This is a genomic window from Lysinibacillus sphaericus OT4b.31, from assembly GCF_000392615.1.
GTDB classification, from domain to species: domain Bacteria; phylum Bacillota; class Bacilli; order Bacillales_A; family Planococcaceae; genus Lysinibacillus; species Lysinibacillus sphaericus_B.
Map to the genome: position 1 here is coordinate 3,508,637 of NZ_KB933398.1, position 18,140 is coordinate 3,526,776.

14 protein-coding genes and 1 other annotated feature are annotated in these 18,140 nt (G+C 39.9%); of the genes, 7 read left to right on the top strand and 7 right to left on the bottom strand.

The features are described from left to right. Positions 1-593: 593 nt before the first annotated feature. Positions 594-1,799, top strand: a complete 1,206-nt coding sequence (locus H131_RS16160; RefSeq protein ID WP_036130655.1) for an iron-containing alcohol dehydrogenase — start codon at positions 594-596, stop codon at positions 1,797-1,799. Between the two features lie 124 nt (positions 1,800-1,923). Then, positions 1,924-2,733 (top strand): cobalamin-binding protein, encoded by an 810-nt coding sequence (locus tag H131_RS16165; protein WP_010860214.1) that lies wholly within the window; start codon positions 1,924-1,926, stop codon positions 2,731-2,733. A gap of 58 nt (positions 2,734-2,791) precedes the next feature. Here the strand turns inward: H131_RS16165 and tyrS are convergent, their stop codons facing one another. Further along, positions 2,792-4,060: a tyrosine--tRNA ligase gene (gene tyrS / locus H131_RS16170; protein WP_010860215.1), complete on the bottom strand. Its 1,269-nt coding sequence runs from the start codon at positions 4,058-4,060 to the stop codon at positions 2,792-2,794. 70 nt (positions 4,061-4,130) lie between these two features. Beyond that, positions 4,131-4,334, bottom strand: a binding site (T-box leader). Positions 4,335-4,436: 102 nt separating this feature from the next. Between tyrS and H131_RS16175 the strand changes: the two genes are divergently transcribed. Together H131_RS16175 and H131_RS16180 are read left to right on the top strand one after the other, a co-directional pair. Next, positions 4,437-7,442 (top strand): transglycosylase domain-containing protein, encoded by a 3,006-nt coding sequence (locus H131_RS16175; protein WP_036130658.1) that lies wholly within the window; start codon positions 4,437-4,439, stop codon positions 7,440-7,442. 92 nt (positions 7,443-7,534) lie between these two features. Beyond that, positions 7,535-8,440: an NAD-dependent epimerase/dehydratase family protein gene (locus H131_RS16180; protein ID WP_010860217.1), complete on the top strand. Its 906-nt coding sequence runs from the start codon at positions 7,535-7,537 to the stop codon at positions 8,438-8,440. A gap of 173 nt (positions 8,441-8,613) precedes the next feature. On the opposite strand, the gene H131_RS16185 is transcribed toward H131_RS16180, so the two are convergent. The 5 genes from H131_RS16185 to acsA form a co-directional block, all read right to left on the bottom strand. After that, a complete protein-coding gene (locus H131_RS16185) occupies positions 8,614-9,744 on the bottom strand; it encodes an acetylornithine transaminase (RefSeq protein WP_010860218.1) in 1,131 nt (376 codons plus the stop codon). A gap of 111 nt (positions 9,745-9,855) precedes the next feature. Further along, positions 9,856-10,647 (bottom strand): acetylglutamate kinase, encoded by a 792-nt coding sequence (argB, locus tag H131_RS16190; protein ID WP_036130660.1) that lies wholly within the window; start codon positions 10,645-10,647, stop codon positions 9,856-9,858. After that, positions 10,610-11,842 (bottom strand): bifunctional glutamate N-acetyltransferase/amino-acid acetyltransferase ArgJ, encoded by a 1,233-nt coding sequence (argJ, locus tag H131_RS16195; RefSeq protein WP_036130662.1) that lies wholly within the window; start codon positions 11,840-11,842, stop codon positions 10,610-10,612. The genes argB and argJ overlap by 38 nt, the downstream gene beginning before the upstream one ends. Before the next feature lie 206 nt (positions 11,843-12,048). Beyond that, positions 12,049-13,083, bottom strand: coding sequence for an N-acetyl-gamma-glutamyl-phosphate reductase (argC, locus tag H131_RS16200; RefSeq protein WP_036130665.1), 1,035 nt, complete (start codon positions 13,081-13,083; stop codon positions 12,049-12,051). A 268-nt stretch (positions 13,084-13,351) separates the two neighbouring features. Continuing rightward, positions 13,352-15,073 (bottom strand): acetate--CoA ligase, encoded by a 1,722-nt coding sequence (gene acsA / locus H131_RS16205; protein ID WP_036131602.1) that lies wholly within the window; start codon positions 15,071-15,073, stop codon positions 13,352-13,354. Between the two features lie 349 nt (positions 15,074-15,422). Between acsA and H131_RS16210 the strand changes: the two genes are divergently transcribed. The 3 genes from H131_RS16210 to H131_RS16220 are packed head-to-tail and all read left to right on the top strand — an operon-like array spanning position 15,423 to position 17,886. Then, positions 15,423-16,055 carry a GNAT family N-acetyltransferase gene (locus H131_RS16210; protein WP_036130667.1) on the top strand — a complete coding sequence of 211 codons (633 nt, stop codon included), beginning with the start codon at positions 15,423-15,425 and terminating at the stop codon, positions 16,053-16,055. A 23-nt stretch (positions 16,056-16,078) separates the two neighbouring features. Further along, positions 16,079-16,726, top strand: a complete 648-nt coding sequence (locus tag H131_RS16215; protein WP_010860224.1) for an acetoin utilization AcuB family protein — start codon at positions 16,079-16,081, stop codon at positions 16,724-16,726. Next, positions 16,726-17,886: an acetoin utilization protein AcuC gene (locus tag H131_RS16220; RefSeq protein WP_010860225.1), complete on the top strand. Its 1,161-nt coding sequence runs from the start codon at positions 16,726-16,728 to the stop codon at positions 17,884-17,886. The genes H131_RS16215 and H131_RS16220 overlap by 1 nt, the downstream gene beginning before the upstream one ends. A gap of 81 nt (positions 17,887-17,967) precedes the next feature. Here H131_RS16220 and H131_RS25035 read toward each other — a convergent pair whose 3' ends face one another. Further along, positions 17,968-18,126, bottom strand: coding sequence for a hypothetical protein (locus tag H131_RS25035; protein WP_196228897.1), 159 nt, complete (start codon positions 18,124-18,126; stop codon positions 17,968-17,970). Positions 18,127-18,140: the final 14 nt, after the last annotated feature.

The window sequence follows — 18,140 nt, forward strand, 5'->3', positions numbered from 1 at the left end:
ATTAGATTATCTAACTATAAATCATTCTAACTATAAATTTTCTCTAATGCAAGAACTTTTATTTCCATAAATTTCTCCAAACTAAAGCTACTACTCTTTTGGAGCAGCCGCATTTTGTAAGTAGCTTTACGATGTACGTTGAAGAAACGGTTAGATTTATGTCATTCATGTATTGCCCTCTATGTTTATAACAAACAATAATAACCCTTCTTAAGATTGTAACAATCTTATGTACTTTAAAATAGTAATTGGCATTTTCAAAATAACATAGTCACTACCATTATAATAAAAATAAAATATCAGTTATTTACTATTCAAACACTCCTCAAAACAGAACCATTTTCCAAAAAATATATTTTACTTTCATAGTAAAATATTTTCTAAAACATATTAAATTCAATATTCTTATACAAAACTACTTTATCCACATTCTTTTATCAACTTAACTTTTTTGTAAAATAATAACACAAATAAAATTAACAATTTTAATAAAAATACGAGTTGAACTTTTACAAAAAATAGAATAACATGAATTCCGAAAGGTGGTTCGCCATCATTCAAGCAATAACAATTATTTTAAAGGGGTTGGAAACATGTCAGACGTTCTAAAGCAATTTGTCATGCCAAAAACAAACTTATTTGGACCTGGAGCAATTCAAGAAGTTGGTAAACGGTTAAATGATTTAGAAGTGAAAAAGACATTGATCGTAACAGATGAGGGCTTACACAAATTAGGTTTCTCAGAACAAATTGCTAACATCATTACAGCTGCTGGAATCGATGTTGCAATTTTCCCGAAAGCAGAACCAAATCCAACAGATCAAAACATTGAAGACGGTATCGCAGTGTATCATGCAGAGAACTGTGATTCAATTGTCTCACTTGGAGGCGGTAGTGCACATGATGCAGCAAAAGGTATCGGAATTATTGCTTCGAATGGTGGACGCATTCATGATTATGAAGGTATTGACAAGTCAGAAAACCCATTAGTGCCATTAATCGCGATTAACACAACAGCTGGTACAGCAAGCGAAATGACACGCTTTACGATTATTACAGATACTGCTCGTAAAGTGAAAATGGCGATCGTTGACAAGCATGTAACACCGCTTGTATCGATTAACGATCCAGAGTTAATGATTGGCTTACCGCCAGCTCTAACAGCTGCAACTGGTTTAGATGCGTTAACACACGCAATTGAGGCTTTTGTCTCTACAAATGCAACACCAATTACGGATGCTTGTGGTGAAAAGGTACTTCAGTTAGTTCCTGAATTTTTACCACGTGCCTATGCAAATGGTGCAGATTTAGAAGCACGCGAGCAAATGGTATACGCACAATTTTTAGCAGGTATGGCGTTCAATAACGCATCACTTGGCTATGTGCATGCAATTGCTCACCAATTAGGCGGTTTCTATAATCTTCCGCATGGTGTATGTAACGCGATTTTACTACCTCATGTTTGTCGCTTCAACTTAACAGCACGTACAGAGCGTTTTGCAAGAATCGCTGAATTGCTAGGACAAAATGTAGAGGGCTTAAGCAAACGTGATGCTGCTGAAAAAGCAATCACTGCCATTGAAAGCTTATCGAAAGACTTAAATATTCCTAGTGGTTTCCGTGAATTAGGCGCGAAAGATGAGGATATTGAAACTTTAGCGAAAAATGCAATGCTTGACGTATGCGCTGCAACAAATCCACGTAAAGCAACATTAGAAGACATTAAGCAGATTATTACAAATGCGATGGGACCTGTAGTGAAAACAGCAGAGTCGCTTGAAGCTGTCGCACTTTCATAAAATAAAAATATGGCGTGTCTCATTTTGAGGCACGTCTTTTGCTATTGCCACGAAAAAAAGCCAATCATTGTATACAAGGGCAACACCAGCTATACTTTTCTTAAAAGAATTGGGGGGAATAAATATGCGTTTAATCTCAATCTGTCCTAGTAATACAGAACTCGTCGCCTATTTAGGTTTGACAGATCAGCTTGTCGGTGTTGATGATTTTTCTGATTGGCCTGCAACAGTAAATGAACTGCCGAAGCTAGGACCTGATTTATCGATTAACATAGAGGCGTTAGAAGCATTACAGCCCGATCTCGTACTCGCTTCCCTGAGTGTACCAGGCATGGAGAAAAATATAGAGGCATTACAAGAAAGAAATATTCCTCATCTTGTCTTTAACGCTAACTCTCTTCAGGAAATTGCGCAGGACCTCCTAACACTAGGTGTAGCCTGTGGTGTTGAGGAACGCGCTAAACAAATTGCTAAAGATTACTTGCACTTTATTGAACAACTTCGTATGATTGCACAATCGATTCAGGATAAACCGACACTGTATTGGGAATGGTGGCCGAATCCCATTTTTACACCTGGAAAAATAAATTGGCTCACAGAAATTAGTGCCATTGCAGGGGGATATAATCTATTTCAAGACGTGACGTTAGCAAGCGTGCAAACAGACTGGAATGACGTCGTACGACGCCAGCCAGATTATATTATGATGGCTTGGGTAGGTGTTGCTTTTGAGCGAATTCAGCCAGCCAATTTATTGAAGCGTCCACATGCCAAAGAGCTACATGCTGTCCAGTTGAAACAACTCCATGTTATGGAGGAATGGCTTTACTGCCGGCCTTCACCTCGTTTAGTTGAAGGAGCATTAAAACTTGCGAAACTTCTTCACCCTAAAAGTTACCAGCATCTAACTCTCCCCAGCTTTTTACAATATTAAAATGACAACATCCCCACGAATATAATCGAGGGGATGTTGTTATTTGTGAGACCGATTTTTACACAAATTTAACCATATGGTATTTTTTCTTGCCGCGACGTACAATGCTAAACGCGTCTTCTAAACGATCTTGTGCATCGATAATATAGGCTAACTCAGTAACTTTTTCACCATTTACACTAATTGCACCATTTGTAACATCTTCACGAGCTTGACGTTTTGATGGTGAAATACCAGCTTCAACTAGTAAATCCACGATGTTTTTATCCTCTTTTGCCATTTCAATAGAAGGAACATCTTTAAAGGCATCCTTCATCTCTTCAGCAGAAAGTGTTTTTAGATCGCCTGAGAATAATGCCGCTGTAATACGAATTGCTTGGTCTAATGCAGCTTGACCATGAATTAAGCGAGTCATTTCTTCTGCTAACGCTTTTTGTGCTTTACGCAGATGTGGCTCTTCTTGAACAGAAACAGCTAACGCTTCGATTTCTTCACGTGTTAAGAACGTAAAGATTTTCAAGTATTTTATAACGTCTGCATCGGCTGCGTTAATCCAGAATTGGTAGAATTCGTATGGAGAAGTTTTTGTGCTATCTAACCATACAGCACCACCAGCTGTTTTACCAAATTTCGTGCCGTCTGCCTTCGTTACTAATGGAATTGTGATACCAAAAGCTTTTGTTTCTTCTTCATGTGTTTTACGAATCACTTCTAAACCAGTTGTAATATTCCCCCACTGGTCAGAACCACCGACTTGAATACGACAATTGTAGTGGTTATATAAATGATTATAATCAATACCTTGAATTAACGTGTAAGCAAATTCAGTAAATGAAATCCCCGTATCAAGGCGGGACGCAATTGTATCCTTAGCTAACATGTAGTTGACATTGATTAATTTACCGTAGTCACGTAAAAATTCAATTGTATTAATTTTGCTAATCCAAGTTCGATTGTTGACAAGTTGTGCACCGTTTCCATCTTCAGCAAAATCAAAAATACGTTCTAATTGACCACGAATGCCTTGCACGTTCTTATCAATTTGCTCAACAGTTTGCAGTTGACGCTCTTCAGAACGACCTGATGGATCTCCAATCATCCCCGTTGCTCCACCAACAAGTAAAATTGGACGATGGCCAGCTTTTTGGAAGCGACGCAGTGTCAATAATGGTACGATGTGACCGATATGCATAGAGTCAGCTGTTGGGTCTACACCACAGTACAAAGACACGGATTGATCCTCTAATAGCTTTGCCATACCTTCTGCATCTGTCTGTTGGTAAAGCAGACCGCGCCATTCTAAATCTTGTAATAATTGGTTTGTCATAGTTCTTCCTCCTAATTTGTATTCTTACGTGCAGAGAAACAAAAAAGTCCCTACACGCAAATTAATTGCATGCAGGGACGTTAATAACTAACGCGGTACCACCCAGCTTGAAGACGTCATCCATCTTCCTCTTCATTCAATCGCCTTTATCGCAGGCGCGCACGTCTAAGCTCCAAGCACGTAATTCGTCTCTACACTATGACCAGCTTTCACCAACCGCTGGCTCTCTATACAGGGAATATAGACACTACTGCAAACTCTTCATCACTAGAAAACTATAAGCACTATTCTATACGAATCTTTTTCAATGTCAATAACTATGTTCGAGTCAATTCAATATATGCTATAATAGACAAGATTTTAGGAGGTCGATACCTTGAAAGATTGGATTGAGAAAATCAATGCAAAGATCGATGAATTACTCGAACAAAAATGGATGAAGACATTACGTATTTCAGGCAGTGTTACCTGGAACTTATTTTTGCTATTTTTAGTCTTTGCATTGGTAGGCACTGTATTTGTCGGCTCGGTTGGCGCCGGCTATTTCGCCTCACTTGTAAAAGAAGAGCCACTGCGCTCAAAAGAAGAATTACGCAAGCATATTTTCAACTATGAGGAAACCAGTGAAATTTATTTTGCCAACGATATTTATATTGGGAAATTACGCACGGACTTAGATCGTCGTGAAACGTCACTAAGTGCTGTGGCACCAGATGTTATTAATGCAGTACTAGCAACGGAAGATGAATATTTCCGCGAACATAACGGCATTGTTCCTAAAGCTGTAATCCGTGGTCTACTGCAGGACGTGACAAATTCAGCCACACAAACAGGTGGCTCGACATTAACACAACAACTCATTAAAAACCAAGTGTTAACAAATGAAGTTTCCTATGAACGTAAAGCAAAAGAAATTCTCCTTGCTATGCGTTTAGAGCACTTTATGACAAAGGAAGAAATATTAGAGGCTTATTTAAATATTATTCCATATGGTCGTAATGCATCAGGTCGTAATATTGCTGGGATTGAAACAGCAGCTGATGGTATTTTTGGTGTAAAGGCGAAAGATCTAACCTTGCCACAAGCCGCTTACATAGCTGGTATTCCGCAAGCACCTTATGCCCATACTCCGTTTACGAACACAGGTGTACTAAAAAGCGAAGAGGCTCTTAAGCCAGGTATTGATCGTATGAAAACAGTTCTATACCGCATGAAAGAAGCAGGCTATATTAACGATGCACAGTACGAAGAAGCACTAAACTATGACATTACAGCAGATTTCCGTTCACCAGAACTTGCGTCAGAAGATCGCTATCCTTGGTTAACGTATGAGCTTGAAAACCGTGCGAAAGAAATCATTGCAGAAAAGCTAGCTAAAGATGATGGCGTGGACCCAGAACGCTTGAAATCAGAAAAAAAATTAAATGAAAAGTATATGATTTTAGCAGACCGTGACGTCCGTTCAAAGGGCTATCGTATTTATTCTACCATCAATAAAGACATGTACGATGCCATGCAAAAAGCGGCTGATAATTTTAAATACTATGGCCATACGTATACAGGTAAAGGTAAAGATCCCGTAACAGGAGAAGAAGTTGATATCGAAATGCCTGTACAGGTTGGGAGTATCTTAATCGAAAATAGCACAGGGCGTATTTTAAGCTTCCTAGGTGGTCGTGATTTTAAAACTACTGAGTTAAACCATGCGACGCAAGCTTATCGCCCAAACGGCTCGACGATGAAGCCATTACTTGTCTATGCACCAGCAATTGAATACGGTGTAATTGGAGCAGGTAGCCCGTTAGTGGATGTAAAATTCTCTATTGGCTCTTGGAGTCCAAACAACTACATTGCTAGTGATGAGCGTGGACTTATTCCTGCACGTGAAGCATTAGCAGATTCACAAAACATATCAGCATTACGTTTATATAACGATATTATTAATAGACGCCCTGCTGAATATTTAGCTAAAATGGGCTTCTCAAAGCTACAGCCTGAAGATTATACGAATCTTTCAACAGGTATTGGCGCTTTAGAAGTGGGAACGACTGTTGAAGAAAATACCAATGCATTTGCAACATTTGCGAACGGTGGTCAATTTATTGAATCTTATATGATTGAAAAAATTGAAGACTTAGATGGGAACGTCATCTATCAACATGAAGTTGAACCTGTTCAAGTATTTAGTCCTGAAACATCATATATAGTCACAGATATGATGCGTGATGTTTTAACAAAGGGCACAGGAACAGTTGCAAAAAATACATTAAAATTCTCTTCTGATTTCGCTGCCAAAACTGGTACCTCACAAGAGTACAAAGATGTTTGGTTAGTTGGCTATAATCCGAACGTTTCACTCGGCGTTTGGATGGGCTATGATAAGCAGCGATCATTATATGCCTTTAATAATACGTACTTGCAACCAAGCGTCCGTATTAACAAACTCTGGGGGACTTTAATGAATGCCATGTACGATGCGGATCCAAAATTGATTGATGCTCCAACGAACTTTAAGGCACCAAAAAATGTTGTGACTGCTTCATTCTGTGGTATTTCTGGCTTAGCACCTTCTGCAGCATGTTCGAATGCAGGACTTGTGCGCTCAGATTTATTTAATGCTAAAGTATTTTTACCATCACAGCCAGATGATAGCTTAGCATCTTCAAGTGTTGTCACGATTAATGGAAAAACGTACAATGCACATCCAAATACGCCATCCGAATTTGTAAAATCAGGTGGTGCTGGTATTAATCAAGCCTTTATTAAACGTATGTTAGGCCGATTAGGTGGTAACCCTGGAAGTTTACTTCCTAAAAATTCATCGTTATCGAACTCGTCCGTATCAGCGGTTGATTTCCCAGCAGATGGAAGCTCACCAGCAACTGTAACAGCATCGATTAGTGGTAACACCCTTTCTTGGTCTGGTTCTTCCAATGATGTTGTCGGCTATCGTATTTACAATGTGACAAATGGCGGTAATACCCTAGTCACTTCAGTACTTGAAGCAACACAAAGTATAACAGTCGCAAGTGGACAAGCCTATGTAGTCGTTGCTGTCGACATTACAGGGTTGACATCAGGACAATCGAATGTCGTTTCTACGGGCGGTAGTGAAACCGAACCTGAACCTGAACCGGAAGAAAATCAAGAGCAACCACCTACTCCACCTACAAACGGCAATGAAGGTTCGGGTAATGAAAATGGTTCGAACAATGGAACTGGTTCTGGAAACAATGGCACCGGCTCTGAAAATGGCAATGGCTCCAACGGTTCAAACAACGGCAACAACAATGGTAATAACAATGGTAATAACAACGGCAATGGCTCCAATGGAGAAAATAACGGTGGCACAACACCACCTCCAGAAACGCCAAGTCAATAATAAACAGACTTACTACATTCAAATATGATTGTAGTAAGTCTGTTTTTTTGTCATGATAGAGAAGGCGATTAAATGAAGGGGTGGATGTAGTTATGAAACTATTAATTTTAGGTGGTACACGCTTTTTTGGTAGAAAATTAGTTGAGCTTTGTCTTCAAAACGGCCATGATGTGACGATATTAACACGCGGTCAAAGTGGGAATCCTTTTGGATCTCGAGTAAAGCAACTCATTGTTGATCGAGATGATGAAGACGCGTTAGCCCAAGCACTTACTGATATGTCATGGGATATTGTTTACGATAATATTTGTTATTCTCCAAAAGAGGCTCAAGAAATCGTGCAAATTCTAGAAGGTAAAACGAAAAAGCTTGTATTTACCTCTACGCTTGCTACTTATGAAGCAGATGGTATTGTAAAAACAGAAGCAGATTTTAATCCGTATGACTATGAAATTCGCATGGGAGACCAAAAAGATTTTACTTACGGTGAAGGTAAACGCCAAGCGGAGGCGGTGCTATTTAAAAACGCTTCATTCCCTGTTGTGGCGGTGCGGTTCCCAATCGTTGTTGGCGAACAGGACTATACACGTCGTTTACACTTTCACGTGGAGCGTATAGTAAATGAGCAGCCAATTATATTGACAAATGCTGAGGCAAAAATGAGTTTTATTACCGATGATGAAGCTGCTGCATTTTTATATTTTGCAGGTATTTCTACGATAGAAGGACCTTTCAATGCCACAGCAGGTGGTGCTATTGCATTAAAAGATTTACTTGGACTTATTGAGGAAGCTAGTGGTAAACGAGCGAAAGTTTCACTGTTAGGAGGCGATGCCAATGCACAATCTCCATATGCTATTCCAGCCGATTGGTATATGTCGAATGCCAAAGCACAAACAGTTGGCTTTACGTTTAGTACGTTAAATGATTGGCTACCTAAGCTGATTAACACAATGGTAAAGGAACAACAAAAATCAATTACACCTCAGCGGAATTGATTCCTGATTTAAATTTTGTAGTTAAAATGCTAAACAGTTTGAGGTGATGGGTAGAATACTACACTCGTTAATAAACTATTATTTCTGATAAAAAGGTAATCGGAATGATCACATTCCAAATACCTTTTGTCGTTAATCTCAGGCGTTCACCCTTTAATATTGAACGCCTTTTTTTATAATAATATCGTTGTTAAAATTGCTATTGCTTCATCGATCTCTTCTTTTGAGACCGTAAGTGGCGGAAGTAAGCGGATAACATTCGGCCCAGCCCCCACTAAAAGTAAGCCCTTTTCTTCAGCTTCTGCAATATAAGGTGCTACCTCAGTATCACCGCAGCCAATGCCGAGTAATAAGCCTTGCCCTAGTACCGTATAAGTAGTAGGTAAATTCGCTTTCAACTGTTGTACGAAATACGAGGATACATCTTGCACATTTTGTAAGAATTCCGCTGCGAAAACGTGATCAATCACTGTTTCTGCCACACTCATTGCGAGAGGATTACCGCCAAATGTTGTACCATGTGTTCCCGGTCCAAATGTATCATAGAGTTCAGCTGTTCCAAGTATCCCTCCAATCGGGAAGCCTCCACCTAAGCCTTTTGCTATTGTTAGGATGTTTGGCTTCAACACAGTTTGTTCATAAGCAAAGCGGGTCCCAGTTCGCCCAATACCCGTTTGAACTTCATCAACAATCAGAAGGATGCCTTTCTCCTCACATGCTTTTGTAATTGTCGCTGCAAATTCCGATGTTACGCTATTAACGCCACCTTCTCCTTGAATCATTTCTAGCATAATCGCTGCAACTGAGTCATCAACTGTTGTTTCAAGCGCTTCGACATCATTAAAAGGTAAAATCGTAAACTTATCTACAAGTGGTCCAAAGCCATTATGAACCTTCCCTTGTCCGGTTGCAGACATTGCTCCAAATGTGCGCCCATGAAAGGACTTTTCAAATGTAATGATATGGTGTTTCCCAGTATGCTTACGTGCCAGCTTAATGGCCGCTTCATTTGCTTCAGCACCGCTATTACAGAAAAACGCATAAGAGAAATGCGTATGTGCCACTAATTTTTGTGCAACCGTTTCCTGACCAGGGATATCAAATAAATTGGAGATATGCCATAGCTTCTCACTTTGCACTTGTAATGCCTTTACAAGTGCGGGATGTGCATGCCCAAGACTTACAACAGCGATACCACTTGTAAAATCTAAATATTTTTTTCCAGTAGAATCTTCAACAACAGTTCCTTGCCCTTTGACAATTTGTGCACGGCGTTTGCCGTAGTTTCCAAATAAAGCAGTCATCTAATCAGTCCCTTCTATTCGATTACGCCTCGACGTAATGTGTCCTAGATGTCACTCGATGAACATCTCAAAAAATTAGTGACATCCTCGCTACGAAAATCCAACTCACTACTATAAAGAAGCAATACTTTTACTAGATGAAGTTATAATAGTCGTACCTAGTAAGGCATTCCCGACAATTTGTACAGATGGGATACCGGCATTTAGGCAATCAATGGCCCCTTGTACTTTAGGAATCATTCCACCGTAAATATGTCCTTGCTCAATCCACTGAGCTATTAGGCAAGGCGTTACCTCTGTTTGGTATTCATGTTCAATACGAATACCTGCTACATCTGTGACAAGCAACAAGCTGTCTGCGTTAATTGCAAGTGCGATTTCACTTGCAACGGTATCACCATTAATATTAAGTGCCTGCCCCTCTTCATCAGCCCCAACACAAGCAATTACAGGGACAATGCCAGCTTTTATCAACGTTTCTAACAGTGCTGAATTCACTGACTGCACCTCTCCGACAAAGCCGTACACATCTTTATCTAAAAAATTCGCTACAATTAATTGATCATCAAAACCGTTTAAACCAACTGCCACAATACCCGCTGTTGTTAATTCATGGACAAGTGCTGGATTCACCTTACCGATTAACGTTGACTGTACAATATCAATCGCTGATTCATTCGTTACACGGATGCCATTTAATGCATGAGATGCTACGCCACGTGCCGCAAGCTCGCGATTAATAGCAGGGCCACCTCCGTGTGTGATAATCAGCTCCACCCCGTCATCCTGCAGTTTTTTAAAGTTCTCAAAAAACGATTCATTTAAGCCTTCAAGTGTACTACCACCAAGCTTAATGACCATGCGCTTACGAGCGGTATGATGCATTGATTTGAACGTAGTCATAAGTTAAATCACATCCCCATGCATGCCCCTTGCCTTCACCAATACCAAGTGACACATAAATTTTTACTTCATGCATTTTCAAAATTTGAATTAGCTCATCTTCTGAGAAAGGAATCGGCTCGCCGTTTTCTACCATTGTAGCGCCACCAATTTGAATGGTAATTTTGTCAGGGTCCACTACTGCACCACTGTAGCCAACCGCAGCAATAATACGTCCCCAGTTTGCATCACAACCAAATACTGCCGTTTTTACAAGCGGCGAACCAACAACTGTCTTTGCAATCTTACGCGCTTCCTCATCAGAAATCGCACCCTCCACTTCCACCTCTATTAGTTTCGTGGCTCCCTCTCCATCTTTTGCAATCATCTTTGCTAAGTCTTGTGCAACTGTTTTTAATGTATAGTAGAATTTTTGCCAATCAGGATGGGCAGTTGTTAAAGATTCATTGCCAGCTAAGCCATTGGCCATCACTACGACCGTATCATTTGTAGATGTGTCCCCATCCACTGTGATTGCATTAAACGTAGAATTTGTTATATCTGACAGCGCTGCTTGTAATACATCCGATTCAATATTGGCATCTGTCGTAATAAAACCAAGCATCGTTGCCATATTTGGCTCAATCATCCCTGAACCTTTTGCAACACCAGCAATAATGACTTCCTTGCCATCTACGATTGTGCTATAGCTCGTATTTTTCATGACAGTATCGGTTGTCATAATTGCCTGCGCAAAATCGATTGCACTTTCAAGATTATCTTGCGGCTCTAATTGAGCAATACCGTTCTCGATAGGCTCCATTTTCATAATTTCACCGATAACGCCAGTTGAGCAAACCCCAACTAGATTGGCCTCAATCCCTAACTTCTCAGCTGTTAAAGTTTGCATTGCTAACGCATCCTGCACGCCTTGCTTGCCTGTACAAGCATTGGCATTCCCAGAGTTCACTATCATTGCTTGAATTTTTTTAGTTGTGTAAACTACCTCTTTTGTTACTGTTAATGGGGCAGCCTGTACTGCATTTGTTGTAAATACACCAGCTACACTTGCCGGTACATCACTCACTAACACCGCTAAATCTTTTTTCTTGTGCTTTAGTCCACAATGCATCCCAGCTGCCTTAAAGCCCTTAGGCGATACGATATTTTTACTTGATAATTTTTTCATGATATTTGTTGATGCTGTTAGTGTCATAATGCAATTCCTCCTTAGGTTGAATGAAATAAATTAGGGACTGTCTAAAAAACCGTTCAATCAATAACACCCATCTTCCTGTATGAAAACTCCGCCTCGCTTTCCCTTTCCGTGTCACTACGTTTCACTCATGCTTTCCATTCGCAGGAGTATATGCGCACTTTTACCTTTGTATCAGAAAAATTAGCATAATAGGATATGCTCTATTAAATGAAGAACGGCACAACATCTAGGCCTGTTGTTTGTGGTAAGTCAAACTGAACGTTCATATTTTGAATTGCTTGGCCTGCTGCCCCTTTAACTAAATTGTCAATTATGCCAACTATTGTGGCCCGTTCTGTACGGCTATCAACTTTCACGAAAATATCACAGTAGTTCGAGCCCCTCACACGATTCGTCGAAAGACTATTCACATCCGTGACAATTCGCACAAATGGATGCTTTTCGTATGTAGTTTGTAAACAGGCTATCAATTGTCTTTCTGTTACATCCGCCATCACGGGAGCATACGCTGTTGATAAAATACCACGCGTCATAGGTACTAAATGAGTATTAAAGGAAATCGATGTGTCAACACCTGCAAACATTGAGATAGCCTGTTCAATCTCTGGTATATGTTGGTGCGAATTTGTTTTATAAATGGAGAAGCTTTCATTTACTTCACTAAAGTGGGTCGTTTGCGATGGTTTATTACCAGCACCGGAAATACCACTCTTCGCATCAATGACAAGAAAACTTGGATCAATTAATTTTGCTCTTAATAATGGTAATAGTGATAGCAGGACTGCTGTTGGATAGCACCCTGGATTTGCAATAAGAGATGCATTTTTCACCTTGTCTGCATTCCATTCTGTTAAACCATAAACACTTTGCTGAATGATTTCTAACGGCGCAGCTTTTTTACCGTACCACGCTTCAAAGCTTGTAGGATCTTTTAAACGGTAGTCACCTGACAAATCAATTAACTTCGGACCTTTTCCTACTAATGGCGGCAATAGCTCACTGGTCACCCCCGAAGGTGTACTTGTAAAGACAACATCAAATTTCTCTAGTGTCTCATAATCAATTTTTTGCAATGGCATATCAGCAATATTAACTAAGTGTCCAAACTTTGAAGAAAATACAACACCCTCTTCTGAGGATGTAAATAAATCAATTTGCTCCACTGCCTGATGATTATGTAAAAAGCGAACGAGTTCTAATCCACCATATCCTGTTGCGCCAACTATTCCTATTTTCACTGCACTCACCCCTGAAATAAGTTAAAAACAGTATACGTCTGTATAATTATTAAGTCAACTGAATTTTTATTTATAAATAGTATTTTCATAATAATCAGTTATAGAAGCATTCTATTCCTACTCCTTATCACGTATTCAGAAAAATAAGGCGAGAAATCCTTCGCTAACCGAATGAATTCCCGCCTTATCTTTATGCATTATTTCAATAAAAATCACTTACGTATCAGCGTCAGCAAGTCCACATTGTGACTGGTGTCTCCTCATGATATTAATCTTCCATAGTAGAAAGATCCCCAGTTGGTAAATTTAGTTCCCATGCTTTTAACACACGGCGCATAATTTTACCGCTTCGTGTTTTCGGAAGCTTTTCCTTAAATTCAATTTCACGCGGTGCTGCATGAGCTGACAAACCCTTTTTCACAAAATCACGAATATTCTCGATCAAAGCATCTGATGGCTCAACACCCTCACGTAAAGATACGAACGCCTTAATAATTTCTCCACGCACTGGGTCTGGTTTACCGATAACCCCTGCTTCAATTATGTCTGGATGCTCCAGAAGTTTGCTTTCTACTTCAAACGGCCCAACACGCTCTCCAGCTGTCATAATAACATCATCAACACGTCCCTGGAACCAGAAGTACCCTTCATCATCCTTATAAGCTGAATCTCCAGACACATACCACTCACCTTTTAAGAAGTATGATTCATAACGTTGTGGATTACCCCAGATTTGGCGCATCATGGCTGGCCAACCGCGACGTACTGCTAAATTCCCCATTGTGAATGGAGGTACTTCATCACCTGCATCATCCACAATTGTCGCGTGTACACCAGGTAGTGGTTTTCCCATTGAACCAGGTTTGATATCCATACTTGGATAATTGCAAATCATATGCGCACCTGTTTCAGTCATCCACCATGTATCATGAATACGATGCCCTAATTCCTCGTATCCCCAGCGAATAACCTCTGGATTCAAAGGCTCTCCAACCGATAATACGTGTCGAAGGGAAGTTAAATCATAGCTTTCCAGTACTCCACTACCAGCGCCCATTAACATTCGGAATGCCGTTGGTGCACTATACCAAACTGTTACACTATAATCCTCAATAGCCTGATACCATGCCTGTGGTGAAAATCTTCCACCTACAATCAACATTGTAATGCCATTTAACCATGGTCCGAAAATACCATAAGATGTACCTGTTACCCATCCTGGATCAGCGGTACACCAATAAATATCATCCTCCCGTAAATCAAGCACCCATTGTGTCGATTGGTACTGCTGGAGCATTGCATTATGTACATGCAATACACCTTTTGGCGCACCAGTTGATCCAGATGTATAATGTAATATCATACCATCCTCACGGTCTACCCATTCAATATCAAACTGGGATGACGCCTCTTTCAAGCGTTTATTGAAGTCTAAAATTTGTGCTGTTTCCTCAATATCAGTACCTACTAAAAAAACCTGCTGCAAATTAGGTAACTTGGCTAATGGTACACGTTCAAGCAACTGTGGCGTTGTTACTAATACTTGTGCATCACTATCCGAAAGTCGATCGTATACCGCTCCCTCCATAAACGCTTCGAAAAGCGGCCCAACAATCACACCCATTTTTAACGCGCCTAATAATGTGAAATAGAGTTCAGGTGAACGTGGCATAAAAATAAATAAGCGATCGCCTTTTTCTAAATTTGTCGCTGATTTTAAAACATTAGCAGCCTTGTTCGTAAGCTTTTTCATTTCATTGAAAGAATATGCTTCTTTACGCTTGCCATCATTGTAATAGAGTGCAACTTTGTTTTTGCGATAAGTTTCGGTATGTCGATCAATTGCCTCATAAGCCATATTCACTTGACCTGTTTCATACCAACTAAATGCCTTTTCTGTCTCTGCCCAATCATGTGTTGCTGCTGCATCCTCATAATTAGGCAAATTGTACTGCAGTGGTAATGCTTTTAATATCTCCATTGTTTTCATCCCCATGAAATTACCCCTTCCTTTGTTTTCGCTTTAGTACATTAGTGCGCAAATTCCAAATCGATTTCCCTTCGATATTCCCCCTTAAAATCCGCCACCTTCTCCAAAGAAAAACACGTTATGCAGCAATTGTTATACAACAGTTTGTGTAAATAAAATACAATGAATGCTTATTCAACAACATTCATCTGTTAAATAACAGTTGCAATATAATTCTATTTTACACGAATTTATCAATGTTGTCTCAATATTTTTATTTTTCCAAAAACGTAGTTATAATTTACAAAAATAAGCGTTTTTACGCGAGAAATCAGCTATAATGGAATTATTAAACTCAGGTGGTGTAATTATGGAACATAAAAAAACTTTTTTTTCTGTTACAAAGGAAACAAAGCATGGTACCGTGTATGTGGAAGGACCTGTTCCTCCAGAAAAATTAGCTACATATTCATTCCACGAAGGCTTGGTTGCCTTTAGACCTCCAAAGCAACAACAGCAAGCCATTATTGAAATTGCAGGACTTCCTGAAGGACGAATTATTATTATTCGTAATGAAGACATTATCGTAGGTTATGTAACCTATTTGTACCCCGATCCACTTGAACGTTGGGCTGAAGACCGAATTGATAACATGATTGAGCTTGGGGCTATTGAAGTAATCCCAGCCTATCGTGGAACAGGCACTGGTAAAACGTTGTTAGCCGTGTCTTTCATGGGGGATGAAATGGAGGACTATCTCGTCATTACAACTGAATATTATTGGCATTGGGATTTAAAAGGTACTGGTTTAAATGTATGGGATTATCGCAAAATGATGGAGCGAATGATGAGCTCCGCTGGCTTTGAATATTTTGCTACTGATGATCCTGAAATTACATCACATCCTGCGAACTGCCTCATGGCACGTGAGGGGAAACGTGTGCCACCCCAGACAATGGAAAGATTTGATAGACTTCGTTTTAGAAATCGCTTCATGTATTAAAACCACACAAAGGGGATGAGTATATGATTGTAGAAGAAATTATGAATGAAGAGCCGTACACATTGGCCCCAACAAACACTGTGTTGGAGGCACTGAAATTGATGCGTGAAAAAAAAGTACGGCATTTACCTGTCGTAGATGATGAACGACATGTTCTAGGCGTTATCACAGAGCGGAATATCAAAGAGGCATTACCTTCCTCGTTGCTTGACGAACCAAATTCACCAGTATTCAATGCCGCTATTGAAGAAATCATGGTGAAAAATCCACTTGTTGGTCATCCTCTTGATTTTGTAGAAGAGGTCGCACTCACTTTTTATGAATCCAAGGTAGGCTGTTTACCAATTGTCTCAGGTGGAAAATTAGTTGGCATCGTGACCACTACTGATTTGCTCTATACATATATCGAGCTGACTGGTGCCACTGAGCCAGGTTCTAAAATCGAAATACGAGTATCCGATACACCTGGTATATTGTTTGAAATTACGAAAGTTTTCAATGAGCATCATGCAAATGTCCAAAGCGTCTTAGTTTATCCTGATTCTGAAAATACACTCAATAAAATTTTAAGTGTCCGAGTAAAAACACTCAATCCATTAGCGATGATTGAAGATCTCCGTAAAGAGGGCTTCGATGTACTCTGGCCAAATTTACCAGGTGTTTCTTTATAATGAAAAAGGCCATATTTGTTTATTCGCCAGAGCAACTCGGATATAAATTTTCAGATACACATCCTTTCAATCATAAACGTTTGACGCTTACAATGGATTTACTAAAAAAGATCGATGCGCTCGATGATGTTGATATCGTTCCCGCACGTGTCGCAACAGAAGAGGAACTTTTACTAGCACATGATCCTATATACATTGACATCGTGAAGAGAGCGGGACATGGCAAGCTGACCGAGGCACAGGGTGAAAGCTATGGTATCGGCACCGAGGATACACCGATTTTTAAAAATATGCATGAAGCAAGTGCTCAGTTGGTCGGCGGGACATTAACAGCTGTCGATTATGTTATGGAAGGGAAGTCTGAGCACGCCCTAAACCTCGGCGGAGGGCTACATCATGGCTTCCGTGGCAGGGCTTCAGGTTTTTGTATTTACAATGATAGTACAGTAGCTATTCGCTATTTACAGGAAAAATACAAGGCGCGTGTATTATATGTGGACACCGATGCCCATCATGGAGACGGCGTACAGTGGAGTTTTTATGAGGATCCTGATGTATGTACTTTATCTATTCATGAAACGGGACGCTATTTATTCCCAGGGACAGGGAATATTACCGAACGTGGCAATGGCCAAGGTTATGGTACTTCTTTTAATTTTCCAATTGATGCATTTACTGAAGATGAAAGTTTCCTAGATATATATGACAAAGCTATGCGTGAAGTCTTTGAGTTTTTTAAACCAGATGTTGTCTTAACACAAAATGGCGCGGATGCCCATTACTTTGATCCTCTGACACATTTATACGGTACTATGAATATCTATAAAGAAATTCCAAAACTTGCGCATAAATTAGCACATGAGTATTGTGGAGGAAAATGGATTGCTGTCGGTGGCGGAGGTTACGATATTTGGCGAGTTGTTCCAAGAGCTTGGTCTATGCTATGGTTGGAAATGACAGATCAAGAATTACCAACAGGCGCTCTTCCTCAGGCTTGGTTAGAACGTTGGCAACCAGAAGCACCCGTGCCTTTTATTCCAACATGGGAGGATCCTACCCCTCTCTATGAACCTATTCCACGAAAAACCGAAATCGAAGAAAAGAATGCACAAATGTTAGCCAAAGCGTTACATATAATACGCAATGAAAAACATGTTTAAACGGAAGGCCTCATGCTGATCATGAGGCCTTTTCCATGCTCTCCGTTATCGAGCAAAAGTTTTATCTGTTATTTTAAGGGTTTAATCTGCTACTTTAAGAGTTTTATCCGTCACTTCTATAGTTCTATCCGCCACTTCTATAGTTCTATCCGTCACTTCTATAGTTCTATCCGTCACTTCTATAGTTCTATCCGTCACTTCTAGAGTTTTATCCGTCACTTCTAGAGTTTTATCCGTCAACAACTATCGATCTC